The sequence below is a fragment of the Halorubellus litoreus genome, assembly GCF_055378595.1.
Map to the genome: position 1 here is coordinate 2,436,447 of NZ_AP043836.1, position 12,148 is coordinate 2,448,594.

At 68.8% G+C, this 12,148-nt stretch carries 10 protein-coding genes; 3 read left to right on the forward strand and 7 right to left on the reverse strand.

Annotation, left to right across the window (positions count from 1 at the left end; translation table 11 throughout):
• Window positions 1-74 precede the first annotated feature (74 nt).
• From ACZ48X_RS16345 to ACZ48X_RS16360, 4 genes are all read right to left on the reverse strand, one after another.
• Complete coding sequence (locus tag ACZ48X_RS16345) at window positions 75-1,259, reverse strand: ScpA family protein (RefSeq protein WP_336348693.1); 1,185 nt, start codon at window positions 1,257-1,259, stop codon at window positions 75-77.
• Complete coding sequence (gene smc / locus ACZ48X_RS16350) at window positions 1,252-4,827, reverse strand: chromosome segregation protein SMC (protein ID WP_336348692.1); 3,576 nt, start codon at window positions 4,825-4,827, stop codon at window positions 1,252-1,254. Before smc ends, ACZ48X_RS16345 begins: the two co-directional genes overlap by 8 nt.
• A gap of 33 nt (window positions 4,828-4,860) precedes the next feature.
• Window positions 4,861-5,244: a DUF7518 family protein gene (locus ACZ48X_RS16355; protein ID WP_336349683.1), complete on the reverse strand. Its 384-nt coding sequence runs from the start codon at window positions 5,242-5,244 to the stop codon at window positions 4,861-4,863.
• A 247-nt stretch (window positions 5,245-5,491) separates the two neighbouring features.
• Window positions 5,492-6,574: a glycosyltransferase family 4 protein gene (locus tag ACZ48X_RS16360; protein WP_336348691.1), complete on the reverse strand. Its 1,083-nt coding sequence runs from the start codon at window positions 6,572-6,574 to the stop codon at window positions 5,492-5,494.
• Between the two features lie 882 nt (window positions 6,575-7,456).
• On the opposite strand from ACZ48X_RS16360, the gene nreA reads away from it, so the two are divergent.
• Together nreA and ACZ48X_RS16370 are read left to right on the forward strand one after the other, a co-directional pair.
• On the forward strand, window positions 7,457-8,737 hold the full coding sequence (gene nreA, locus ACZ48X_RS16365; RefSeq protein ID WP_336348690.1) for a DNA repair protein NreA: 1,281 nt from the start codon (window positions 7,457-7,459) through the stop codon (window positions 8,735-8,737).
• Between the two features lie 72 nt (window positions 8,738-8,809).
• On the forward strand, window positions 8,810-9,022 hold the full coding sequence (locus ACZ48X_RS16370; protein WP_336348689.1) for a hypothetical protein: 213 nt from the start codon (window positions 8,810-8,812) through the stop codon (window positions 9,020-9,022).
• A 50-nt stretch (window positions 9,023-9,072) separates the two neighbouring features.
• Here ACZ48X_RS16370 and ACZ48X_RS16375 read toward each other — a convergent pair whose 3' ends face one another.
• From ACZ48X_RS16375 to ACZ48X_RS16385, 3 genes are all read right to left on the reverse strand, one after another.
• A complete protein-coding gene (locus ACZ48X_RS16375; RefSeq protein WP_336348688.1) occupies window positions 9,073-9,537 on the reverse strand; it encodes a DUF302 domain-containing protein in 465 nt (154 codons plus the stop codon).
• A 95-nt stretch (window positions 9,538-9,632) separates the two neighbouring features.
• Window positions 9,633-10,340, reverse strand: a complete 708-nt coding sequence (locus ACZ48X_RS16380; RefSeq protein WP_336348687.1) for a CPBP family glutamic-type intramembrane protease — start codon at window positions 10,338-10,340, stop codon at window positions 9,633-9,635.
• Between the two features lie 84 nt (window positions 10,341-10,424).
• Window positions 10,425-10,709, reverse strand: a complete 285-nt coding sequence (locus ACZ48X_RS16385; RefSeq protein ID WP_336348686.1) for a DUF5789 family protein — start codon at window positions 10,707-10,709, stop codon at window positions 10,425-10,427.
• Window positions 10,710-10,881: 172 nt separating this feature from the next.
• On the opposite strand from ACZ48X_RS16385, the gene ACZ48X_RS16390 reads away from it, so the two are divergent.
• Entirely contained in the window at window positions 10,882-11,901 is a 1,020-nt protein-coding gene (locus ACZ48X_RS16390) for a cell division protein CdpA domain-containing protein (protein WP_336348685.1), read from the forward strand.
• The last annotated feature ends 247 nt before the right edge of the window (window positions 11,902-12,148 follow it).

Sequence of the window (12,148 nt, forward strand, 5' to 3'; positions counted from 1 at the left end):
CGTGCCGCCGCCACCGAGATCCAGTAACAGCGCCACACGACCACCGAACCGGCAGCCACAGAACCCGGTCTACGTCAGTCCGCGGTCGCGCTCTCACTCACCGTCGCCGCGTTCGGGTCCTGCACCCACAGGTCGCCGAACAACTCGTCCTGCTGGAGCCGCACGGTCCCCCGGTGACTCATGAACAGGACCGCGAGGAACGTCTGCACGCGCGACCCGTACGCGGCCGCGACCTCGCGGAACAGGACCTCGTCGCGGCCCGCGTCGTAGTGCTCGCGGAGCGTCGCCTCCACGTCCTCGATGACGGACTCGATGTCCTCCTCGTGGGTCGTCCCAGTCACGTCCGCCTCCGTCGGCTCGTCGTCCACGCGGAAGTCGTCCGCCGACCGATAGTCGAGCGTCTGCTCGCCGCGCCCGTACCCCGACGGCGAGTCGCTCGTGTCGTACTCGCGCCGGCGCTTCCACCACGACCCGCGCTCGGCCTCCCGGAGCTCGCGCACCAGCTCGTCGAGCGTCTCGGGCGTCCCGCGCGCGTGCTTGCGGTCCAGCCGGCGCTCCATCTCGTCCTCGAGTGCCGCGACCGGGTCGAAGTCGCTCGGCGCCTCGCCACCCTCACCGCCTGCCGCAGCAGGGTCGTCCGCGAACGGCTGCTCCCACGGCGCGAGCTCCTCCTCGTCCTCCTCGTCGCTCCCGTGCAAGAGCTCGTCGCCCTTCATCCGCACCAGGACGCTCGCGTAGAACAACGCCCGCCCCGACGTCCGCAGGTCCGCGTCGTCGAGCGCGTCCAGGAACTTGTCCGTCACCGTGACCACGTCGATGTCCCACGGGTCGATCTCGCCGCTCTCCGCGAGGTTCACGAGCACCTCGACGGGCTCGACCTCGTCCTCGTCGCCGTCAGCCATCGCGTCCTCGTCCGGCAACACCTCGTCCATCGTCTCCGCGGCCGCGTCCGCCGCATCGGCAGCGTCAGCGTACGGGTCGTCGCTCTCGGCGTCGGCCGCGTCCGCGTTCCCCTCGGCGTCGTCACCGTCCCCGAACGGGTCGTCCGCGTCGCCGGGACGCTCACGGTCCTCGTGGCCCGCGATGTCGAGCATCGACGCCGGGTCGTTCCCGCCGTCAGCCCTAGGCGTCTCCTCGGCCGTCTCGTCGCTGACGCGCTCGTCGGCGTCAGTCGCCTCGTCCGCGCGCTCGCGGGTCGCTTCGCTCCCCGCTCGCGTCTCCGAGGACCCCTCGCTTCGCTCGCGGTCCTCGTTAGTCATCCGCGGGCACCTCCTCGCCGCCCGCCAGGTCGATGCCGGTGACCGCGGACACGTTGTTGTCCTGCATCGTCACGCCGATCGCGCGCTCGGAGCGGTCGAGCATCGCGGACCGATGAGAGACGACGACGAACTGCGCGGCGCCCGCGAGCTCGTCGACCATCTGCCCGACGCGCTCCGCGTTCGCCGCGTCCAGGAACGCGTCCACCTCGTCGAGCGCGTAGAACGGCGCCGGATTGTGCCGCTGAATCGCGAAGATAAAGGCGAGCGCCGTCAGGGACTTCTCGCCGCCGCTCATCGCGTCCAAGCGCTGGATGGGTTTGTCGCCCGGCTGCGCCTTCATCGTCAACCCGCCGTCGAACGGGTCGTCCTCGTCCTCCAGGTGCAGCGTCCCCGTCCCAGCGGACAACCGCTCGAAGATGTCCGTGAACTGCTCGTTGATCGCCTCGTAGGAGTCCATGAACGTCTGCTTCTTCTGGGCCTCGTAGGACTCGATGCGTTCGCGGATGCCGTCGCGTTCCTCGACGAGCGTCTCCTTCCCCGACAGCAACTCCTCCAATGCTTCCTTGACCTCGTCGTACTCGTCGATCGCGAGCTGGTTCACGGGCTCCATCGCCGCCATGTCCGCCTCGAAGCACTCCACCATCTCCACGACGGCGTCGTGCTCCGGGACGTCCTCGGGGTCGTACTCGCCGACCTCCGCCTCCAGGCTCTCGACCTCCCACTCGAGGTCGTCGCGCTCGGCCTCCAGGTTCGCCACCTTCGACTCGACCGCATCCACCTGCTGTTGCTGCTCGTCCCTTGCCTGCCGCGCCGCCTTCGCCTCCTCGCGGACCTCCTCGCGTTCGGCCTTCAAGTCCTCGAGCTCGTCCTCGAGCTCCAGGACCTTCCGGCGCTTCTCCTCGAGCGTCGCCTCCTTCGCCTCGATGTCGCTCTCGAGCTCCGCGATACGGTCCTCGTGCTCGGCCTTGCGCTCCTGGGCATCCTCGATATCGTCGTGGAGGTCCTCGATCGCGTCCTCCGCGTACTCCTTCTGGAGCGTCAGGTCGTTCAGCGTCCCGTCGATGTCGCTCACGCGACCCTCGATGTCGTCGATCTCCGCCTCCACGTCCTCCATCTCCGCGGTCAACTCCGGAACGCGCGAGTCCGCGAGCTCGTCCTCGAGCTCCGCGATGTCGCCCTCGATGTCCGCAATCTCGGCCTGCTTCTCGCTCACCTCCGCCTCGATCTCCTGCATCTCCGCGTCCACGTCCTCGCGCTCGCCCTCGAGCTCGGTCTTCCGGTCCTCGAGGCGCTCGACGCGCTCCCGGGTCGACTCGATCTCCGCCTCGACCGCGTCGACGTCGCTCTGGACGTCGCGGACTGCGTCCGTCGCGTCCGCCTTCCGGTCGCGCGCGTCGTCCAACCGCTCGTCGATGTCCCGGAGGTCCTCCCGGAGGGCCTCGCGTTGCTCCTGGAGCTCCGTGATCTGCTCGGCGACGCGCTCCAGTTCCCCGCGCCCGGACTTCGCGAACGAGTACCGCGACCCCGAACTCGACCCGCCCGTCATCGCCCCGGACTTCTCGACGAGGTCGCCGTCGAGCGTCACGAGCCGATAGTCGCCCTGGAGGTCCCGCGCCGTCTCGAGGTCCTCGACGACGAGCGTGTCGCCGACCACGTAACTGAACACGTCCGCGTACGTCGAATCGAAGTCGAGCAGGTTGTACGCGAAGTCGACGACGCCAGGCACGTCCGGCGGACTCGACAGCGACCGGTTGTGCATCTTCGTCATCGGGAGGAAGGTCGCACGGCCCGCGTTCCGCGATTTGAGGTGCTCGATGCACTGCTGGCCGACGACGTCGTCGTCCACGACCACGTTCGCCATCCGGCCACCCGCCGCGGTCTCGCACGCCTGCGCGTACTGCCCGCCGACGCTCCCGAGCTGCGCGACCGTCCCGTGCACGCCGTCGATACCCGAGTTCAGGATGGTCGTCACCGACCGCCCGTACGACGAATCACCCGACGCTTCGGCGTTCGCCTCCAGCTCCGCGTACTCCTGTTGCTTGCGCTGGAGCTCGTCCTCCACGTCGTCCAGGTCGCTCTGGGCCTCCTGCTTCTCCCGCTTGAGGTCGTCGACGACGCCCTCGATGGAGAGCGCGTTCTTGCGCGCCTTCTCCAGCTCGTCCTGGAGGTCCTCGCGCTCGGCCTCCAGCTCCGGAATCTCCGCCTCGGCGGCCTCGACGTCGTCCTCGACCTCGCTTATCTCGTTCGACCGCCGCCGCGCCTCGTCGAGCAGCCGGTCCTGCTCGCGCTGGAGCTCGTTCTTCTCGTCCCGCGCTTCCTCCAGCGCCTGCTTTCGCTCCTGGAGCTCGCCCTTGAGCTCGTCGTACTCCGTGTCTATCGCATCGATCTCGGCTTGCAGGTCCGCGAGCTCCGCGCGCTTGTCCTGGACGTCCGCCATCAACGAGGACTTCTCTACCTTGCACTCCTTGATGTCGCCCTCGAGGTCCTCGATCTCCTCCTGTTTCTTGTCCACCTGCACGAACGCCTGCCGGCGGTCCGCTTCCGCGGACTCGATCGCGTCCTCGCTCGACGCGACCTTCTCCTCCAGGAGCTCGATGTCGTTCTGGATTCCATTGATGTCGCTCTTGATCTGGAGTTGCTCGTCCTCGCCCTTCCGCTCGATCTCGCGGTTCAACTCCTCGAGGTCGTCCTCGAGACGCATCACCTTCCCCTGGCGTTCGTCGAGTTCGCGCTCCAGCTCTTCGAGTTCGTCTTGCTTCCGGTCGATGCGGTCGACGACGTCGTCGAGCGCCTCGCGCTTGTCCTCTAACTCCGCGGCCTTCAGGTAGCCCTCGTACTCCTCCTTCTCCCTGCGGAGCCGCCGGTAGCGGAGCGCCTCGCGGCGTTCGTCCGCGAGCTGGTCGAGGCGAGCGTGCTTGTCGTCGATGCGGATCTCGGCCTCCTCGATGCGTTCCTTGACCGTCTCCAGCTCCTCGAGGGCGTCCTCCTTCTTCGCGTCGAACTCCGCGACGCCCGCGATCTCGTCGATGATCTCGCGGCGCGCGTACGGCGTCATGTTGATGATCTCGGTGACGTCGCCCTGCATGACGACGTTGTAGCCCTCGGGCGCGACACCGGCTTGCGCGAGGAGGTCCTGGATGTCAGAGAGGTTCACCGAGCGGCCGTTCAGGTAGTAGTACGAGTAGTAGTTGTCCTCGGTCTGCTTGACGCGTCGCTTCACCGATATCTCGCTGACGTCGCCGACGTCGTCGGTCCCGGCGGCGTTCTCGACCTGCGACCGCGAGAGCCGGCCCTCGTCGTTCGCGAGGACGACCTCGACGATGGCTTCCTTCGGGCCGCCGGCTTCGTCGCCGTCGGCGTGCCCGGGGTTGTAGATGAGGTCAGTGAGTTTCTCCGCGCGAATCCCTCGCGTCCGAGCGAGGCCGAGCGCGAACAGGACGGCGTCGATGATGTTCGACTTCCCGCTCCCGTTCGGGCCGGTGACGACCGTGAAATCCTCGTAGAAGGGTATTCGGGTCTTCCGCCCGAAGCTCTTGAAGTTCTCGAGGACGAGTTCCTTGATGTGCATTGTTGGTCCGAATCCACCGCGGGGACGCCGACGTCAGGCGACGATGATGTCGTCGCCGACGTCGGAATCCTCCGAATCGTCGCCCGCTTCGCTCTCGGTGGGCTTGTCTCCTTCGACTGCTTCCTTCGTCGCTTCGGCGACGTCCTCCTGGCCGGCTTCGGGCGTGACGATCTCGGTGTCGGTCGCTTCGCTCTCGGGGATGTCCCCGCGGGCGGTGGTCTGCGCGGGACTCTCGTCGGCGCCGAGGTCGACGTTCGGGTCGGCGTCCTCGACGACGGTCTGGGGGTCGGCGTCGAGTTCGGCTTCGAGGATGCGCACGCGCTCTTTGGTCTCTACGAGTTCCTCGGTGAGGCCGCGGACGGTGGACTCGAGTTCCGCCACGGTGGCCTCGAGTTCCTCAACCCGGTTCGTTGGCATACAGGATACGCGCGGGCGAAGTCTCTTAATGGTACGCAAGACAAATGTATTTTTTCTGTAACGAGCTGGTGGGTGGTCTGCTGGTGGCGCGAGCCGCGAGTTCGCGGCCAGTACTGCGGGACGATACCACACCACTCGAACGCTGATTTATAAGGACGCGTTCGGTGCCGGCGTCGGATTCTGAATCTGAACCGGTATCGGTGTCGACGTCGGCGCGCCCGGAGCGCTCGTGGCTGCGCCGCCCCGGCTAGAACAGGCCCGCTGCCTCGACCTCTTCGCGGTAACACTGGAGGTAGGTTTCGAGCACGGCGTCGTGGTCGTACTCGTCGAACGCCGGGTCGTAATCGAGCCGGTCCAGGCTCGCGGCGTCGCGGATGGCGTCCGCGAGCTCCTGCTCGCTCGTCGTCCGGAACGCCCGGTCGCGGTCCCCGCCCGGCTTCAGGTAGTGCTCGACGAGCTCGTGCGCGCTCGAGTTCGCGTGGTACTCGACGATACCGACGCACCCGCTGGCGAGCGCCCACAGGAACTCGGTCGGGAACAGGCACTCGTTCGCCGTCTGCGCGAACACGTGCGCCCCACGATAGACCGAGATTCGTTCGTCGCGCGTGCACTCCCCGAGCCACGTGATGCGGTCGTCGATGCGGAGGTCCCGCGCCTGTCGTTCGTACGCCTCGCGTTCGGGGCCGTCGCCGACGACGGTCGCAGTCCAGTCGGTCTGCCGGAGTTCCGCGAGCGCGAGCAGGAGCGACTCGAGGTTCGCGCCCTCGTCGAGCCGGCGCGCGTACACCACGTCGCCGGCGCGAACCGGGTCCGTCGCGCGGATGCGGTCGACGTCGACGCTGTTCGGGACGACCTCGACCGCGTCCGCGGCGAGGTCGACGTGCTCGCGGACCTCTGTCTCGACGAGCTCCGAGGGGACGAGGACGCGGTCGGGCTTCGAGAGCGCCTTCCGTTCCGTCCGTCCGTACCCGTCGACGTCCCCGTACCACTCCGTCACGAGCGGTGCGCGCGCCATCCGCGCGCCCTTCTTCGCCGCCGGCACCTGACTCGCAGGTGTCCCCGCGGCGTGCACGACGTCCGGACTCCGACGCGGGATGCGCGTCGTGAGCGCCCACCGGAACGACCGCTCCGCGTCCACGTCCTCCACCACCGCCTCGTACGTCACGTCGTTCTCCGTCCACGTCTCGTCCGCGCTCGTCCACCACTTCCCGCAGAGAACGACGACGTCGTGCCCGCGCGCAGCGAGTCGCTCGGCGAGCCCCCGCACCCGATAGTTCGCCTCGGACCCACGATGAAAAGCGGTCTCCAACGCGACGAACACGACGCGCATACCCACAAGCGACACAGGACGGAACTTAAACACCACCTTTTTCCGGCGTCGGGTGCGCCTGCGGCGCACCACTCCTTGGAAAAACGTGGGCGAAAAACCTCCCGAGGGCGTCGCTCGCTGCTCACGGCTACGCCGTTCGCTTCTCGCGGGACTCGCTTCGCTCGCCCCGCGTAGCGCTCGCTCGCGCTCGGTGTCGGTCCGTTGGACCACACCGCGACCGCACCGCGACCGCACGGCACCGCTACCGCCCCGCGACCGGACGGCACCGTACCGCCCCGCGACCGGACGGCACCGCGACCGCCCCGCGACCGCGACAGTACCGCCACCACGGCCGTTCGAGGACTGCGGGCACGCCGGTCGCACCGCATCCCGGGGTACCGTCCCACGAGACGTCGACGTGTTTCGGGTCCGTGCGTGCTGGCGAACGCGTCGGCCCGACGCACGGGGTTTACGTCTCACGTAAACCTCCGTGGGCTACGTCTCCGTGCTCACCGACCGAACGACGCCTCGGCCTCCCCAGCCGACTCCCGCGGCGGCTCCCGTCGGTCGCCGCCGCGCTCGTCCCTCGCACGGTGTCGACTCGCCGGCGCTCGCGTTCGCTCGCACCGACTCGACAGCGCGCGCCAGCCGGCGGTCGAACGCTCGATTCGACGGGGAATCCGGGCCGCGAGCAGCGCGCGCGGAACTGCGCGCGCTGCGAGCAGGGGGAGGGCAGGCGCGGTGCGGTCGTGGTGTGGTCGCGGTGCGGATGTGGTCGCGGTGCGGTCGTGGGGCGGTCGCGGTGCGGTCGTGGGGCGGTCGCGGTGCGGGGCGGTCGCGGTGTCGTCGGGTGCATCCCCGCAGAAACAAGGTTGAAGCGTCGTGGTCGTGTACGAGTGGTAGATGCGGCTCGACGATTACATCGATGGGTTGGAGCCCGACGAGGACGCGCGGCGTCGGCGGCTGGCGAAGGAGAAGTCCTACGAGGTGACGGAGTACCTGGAGGACTTCGAGCGGGCGTTCGAGGAGTCGGTGCAGGGCGGGGACCTGTTCGGGTCGACGTCGCCGTCGGTGTTCGTCGGTCGGTCGGGGTACCCGGACGTGTCGACGGGCTTGCTGTCGCCCGTGGCCGGGGACGTCGACCCGGAGAGTCTGGTGACGGACGCGTCGTGGTACGGCGCGGTCGGCATCGACGACGTCGTCCAGCGCCGGAGTTCGCTGTTGAACTCGAACCGGCGCGCGGACGTCCGCGACGCCGGCTCGCTGTCGGACTCCGACAGCGTGCACGACGCGTGGAACGGGTTCCTCGGCACCCAGCGCGAGGTCGCCATCGCGGGCGACCCCGTCGACGTCGAGATCGGGCTGGACGGAACGCCGGAGCTCGACCTCTCCGGCGGCGAGATAAGTGCGCCGCGGGGGCCGCGAGCGCGAGCGAACCGCGCGGAACTCGCGGAGAACCCCTACGTGCCCCGGCCCGTGAAGAAGACGCTCGAGGACGACGACTGGCAAGCACAGGGTGCGATGACGTACCTCTACCGTCGCGGGTTCGACGTCTACGAGATAAACAACATCCTGTCGGCGGGCGCGCTCGGTCGCGGCGAGAACCGACGGCTCGTCCCCACCCGGTGGTCCATCACCGCGGTCGACGACACCGTCGGCCAGTTCCTCCGCGGGCAGCTCCGTGGCACGCAGAGCATCGACCAGGTCGAGGTCCACGAGAACGAGTTCATGGGGAACCGCTACTGGGTCGTGCTCGCACCCGGGAAGTGGGAGTACGAGCTCGTGGAGATGAAAGCGCCGGGGAGCATCTGGAATCAAGGGCAGGGCGAGGTCTGGATGGGCGCGGCGAGCGAGGGGTTCGAGGGCCGGAGCGGGTACGTCGACGAGACCGCGGGCGCGTACTACGCGAGCCGACTCGGCGTCCTCGAACACCTCGCGGAGCGCGACCGGCAAGCGAAGTGCCTCGTGCTCCGCGAGGTCAGCGACGACTACTGGGCGCCCGTCGGCGTCTGGCAAGTCCGCGAGTCGGTTCGGAACGCGTTCGACGACGAACCCGGCGAAGCCGAGGACTTCGCGACCGCGATACGCGCCATCGAACCGCACCTTCCCGTGTCGACGAACCGTCTCCGTCGGAAGTCGAGCATGGTCTCGGGCCTCCAGTCGTCGCTCGCGGACTGGACGTAGCGCGCTCGACTCCCCGGTAGCAACCGCGGGCGACCCGACGATTCTTCACGCACCCGGTCGAACCAACCAGCCATGGCCGCGCTCTCGCTCCCGCTACAGCTGCCCGGCGCACCGGAGGTCATCGTCATCGGGCTCATCCTCCTGCCGCTCGTCGTCCTCGCCGTCATCGGGTACGTGCTCGTCCGTCGACTGCTCGACCTCCCCGACCCGAGTCGCGTCGCGGCACTCGAACGCGAGGTCGAGGACCTCCGCGAACGCGTCGAGGAACGCGAGGACGAGCGCTGAGCCGAGCGGACGCCGGACCGCGACGCCGGCCGGGCGTCGGCCCGGATGCCTCAGTCGTCGACCGCCAGAATCTCGCCGTCGAGGTTCGCCATCGCCGCCTCGACGTACTCGCCGGTCTCGTCGACGATCGCCTGCCACTCGTCGCTGTCGGGCGCGATGCCGACGAGCCGCGCTATCTTCATGATGGAGACGTGGTAGACGTGCTGGACGCCCGGCTCCTCCTGCCAGACGACGACGTTACACGGGAACAGGCCGCCCATGTCCTCCGTCACGTCGAGCGCCTTGTTCGCCACCCCAGGGTTGCACGCGCCGAGGACGTAGTACGGGTCCCGGCCCGCGTCCACCTTCTCGTTCAGTAACTCGCTCGGCGAGAACTCGGTCGCGACGCCGAACCCGGCGTCGACGAACGCCTCGCGGACGTGCTCGACGGCCGCGTCGTGCTCCATCTCGAGGACCGCGCGCTTCGTGCCGATGTCCGACTCGCTGATCTGCTCGGGGTCGATTGGGAGTGTCATCACGCTCCACTCGGCGCTCGCGGCGGAAAAACGTACGCCGCGATTGGCGCGACTCGCGCGCAACCGTCAGCCCTCGTTCGCGTCCCCGCGACCGCTCAGATGGGGATGGGGAGCCACCGCAGCCACTCGAGGACGGTCTCGGTCGGAATGATGGGGTCGTGGATGACGAGCCAGTCCAGGAGGACGAGGCCGGCGCCGTGCGCGACGACGCTCGGCAGCAGCGAGTTCGACTTGTAGTCGACCGCGCCGAAGAGGACGTCCGTCGGCCCGGAGAGCAGTATCTCGATGGGTGGCTTGCTCGCGTGATGGATGGCGTACACGACCGGACTGATGAACGCGGCCTTGATACCGAAGCGTTCGCCGACGCCCACGCAGAGCAACCCGCGATAGTACGTCTCCACGGCGACGACGAGCGCGAACTGCTTGACCGCGTGCACCGCGAACGCGCCCGGGTCCCGGAGTTCGGCGGCGGTCCCCCACATCGGGTAGAACTCGCGGATGGAGGGAAGCGAGGACCCGACGAGGTAGAACGGGAGGACGAACAACGCGAGCAGGACGGCGTTCCGTATCGCTCGACGGTCGACGCGATACCCGATGTCGCGGCCGTGAGTCGCCGCGAGCGCCATCGGCCCGACGAAGAAGATGAGGCCGTCCACGACGATGCGGCGCTCGAGGCCGATGGGCGAGTACCGCATCCAGAGGACGGTGAGCACGAACCCCCAGAGGAGGGACTTCGCCGTCCAGGAGAGGTCCCGCCAGCCGTCGCGGACGCGACCCAGGACGTCGGCGGTGCGCGCGCTCATCGGCGCGAGTCACACCAGATGGTGTCCGCGGTCGCGGTTGCGGTCGCGGCTACCGGCGTCGTCGCCCGGACCACGGTCCCGCAGTCACTCGGTCGCGACCGGGCCGTCGCCGACGACGCCCTGGACGGCGTCGACGAACGACTGGCGCGTGTCGAAGTACGTCGTGTCGTCCTCCTCGAGGACGTCCGCGAGCGTCCGCGGGCCCTCCGGGGTCCGGATCTCGCTGTCGCCCTCGAGTTCGAGGACCCGACTCTTCTGCTGGGGGTACTTGAGTCGCGACGCGACGCGTGCGACCGGGGCGCCCTCGACGGACGCACCCGAACCGAGTTCGACGGCGGGCTCGTCTTCCGCTTCCTCGTCGTCTGCCATGGTCGGCGCTTTGCGAGCGCCGCGATTCAACCTTTCGCTTCACCCGAGCGTCGTTCGCGCGTGCAGCCGACGAGTTCGAGCGTGCAGCCGACCGAGCGAGACGCGTACTCGGGAGCGTCGACCGCCGATTGTCTGACGCACCCTTTTGTTTGATGCGCTCCAACGCGGACGCATGACGAGTCTCGCGGACGTCTACGAGGACAACGTCGGAGAGGTGGGGAGCGTCCGCCGACTGTACGCCGGCACCGGCCTGTTCGTCGTCGGCGTCGTCCTGACGCTCGCGGGCGTGGTCGCCGGCGGAACGAACGTCCTCGCGGCGGTCGGCATCGACGTCCTCGGCGCGCGCAAGATAGCGGGCGTCCTCGGCGGCGTCGGCTTCCCTGCCGTCCTCCTCGGCGTGTTCACGGTGCTGCCGGCGAGCAACCGCGTCCGCGGTGCCGCGGCCATCGGCGCGAGCATCTGCGTGCTCGGCGTCGCGCTGTTCTGGTACGCGTACCCGACGTACTGGGTGACCTCGACCGCGAGCACGGACCTGACGCTCGTCGTCGCCGCAGTGTACGTGTTCGGTGCGTTCACGAGCATCTGGACGCTGTTCACGGCAGTCGTGAACTTCAAGACGCGGAACGACCCCGGCGGCACCATCGAACTCCGCATCACGCAGGAAGGCGAGACGCGCGTCGTCGAGGTCGACGAGGAGACCGCCCAAGCGGTGCGCGAGGGCGAGACGTCCGCGGCGGACCTCGGGAGTGGCGTCGGGATGCTCGGCCGGCAGCCCGACGGGAACGTCGAGACCCAGACCGCCGACCCCACCGCGTCGCAGTCCGCGTCGACGAACTCGGGCACCAGCGGGAACGCGAGCCGACAGAGCAAGCAGCAGGCGCGCCGCTCGAAGCGCGCCGGCGCCGAGGGCGGGGGAACCGCGGGCGCGCACCCGGCAGCGAGCGACGGTGGCGCGACCACGCAGGACATCTCCTCGCCGCTCGACGACCACGCGGGCGACGGCTACGACGCCGAAGTCCTCGAGGACGAACCGGCCGAGCCCGCGTCGACGAACCACGCCGACCGCTACTGCGGGAACTGCGAGCACTTCGACTACGTCCAGACGAACCAGGGCATCCAGCCATACTGCGGCTACCACGACGAACAGATGGACGACATGGAAGCCTGCGACGCCTGGCAACCGAACAACTAAGACCGACCATCTTTTTCCCGCTCGGGTTCGCGCTCCGCGCGAACCGCTCGCGGCAAAAACATGGGTGAAAAAGGCCGACGGCTCGGCCAATGGCCTCGCCGTCGGTGAACCGCCTCGCTCCGCTCGGCGGACGACTGAACCGCACTGCACCGCACCGCATCGCACTGCACCGCACCGCATCGCACTGCACCGCACCGCATCGCACTGCACCGCACCGCATCGCACTGCACCGCATCGCACTGCACCG

Excerpts from the sequence above, each read along its gene's own strand:
- ACZ48X_RS16345 (WP_336348693.1), bottom strand. The coding sequence starts at position 1,259 with ATGACTAACGAGGACCGCGAGCGAAGCGAGGGGTCCTCGGAGACGCGA.
- smc (WP_336348692.1), bottom strand. The coding sequence starts at position 4,827 with ATGCACATCAAGGAACTCGTCCTCGAGAACTTCAAGAGCTTCGGGCGG.
- ACZ48X_RS16355 (WP_336349683.1), bottom strand. The coding sequence starts at position 5,244 with ATGCCAACGAACCGGGTTGAGGAACTCGAGGCCACCGTGGCGGAACTC.
- ACZ48X_RS16360 (WP_336348691.1), bottom strand. The coding sequence starts at position 6,574 with ATGCGCGTCGTGTTCGTCGCGTTGGAGACCGCTTTTCATCGTGGGTCC.
- nreA (WP_336348690.1), top strand. The coding sequence starts at position 7,457 with ATGCGGCTCGACGATTACATCGATGGGTTGGAGCCCGACGAGGACGCG.
- ACZ48X_RS16370 (WP_336348689.1), top strand. The coding sequence starts at position 8,810 with ATGGCCGCGCTCTCGCTCCCGCTACAGCTGCCCGGCGCACCGGAGGTC.
- ACZ48X_RS16375 (WP_336348688.1), bottom strand. The coding sequence starts at position 9,537 with ATGACACTCCCAATCGACCCCGAGCAGATCAGCGAGTCGGACATCGGC.
- ACZ48X_RS16380 (WP_336348687.1), bottom strand. The coding sequence starts at position 10,340 with ATGAGCGCGCGCACCGCCGACGTCCTGGGTCGCGTCCGCGACGGCTGG.
- ACZ48X_RS16385 (WP_336348686.1), bottom strand. The coding sequence starts at position 10,709 with ATGGCAGACGACGAGGAAGCGGAAGACGAGCCCGCCGTCGAACTCGGT.
- ACZ48X_RS16390 (WP_336348685.1), top strand. The coding sequence starts at position 10,882 with ATGACGAGTCTCGCGGACGTCTACGAGGACAACGTCGGAGAGGTGGGG.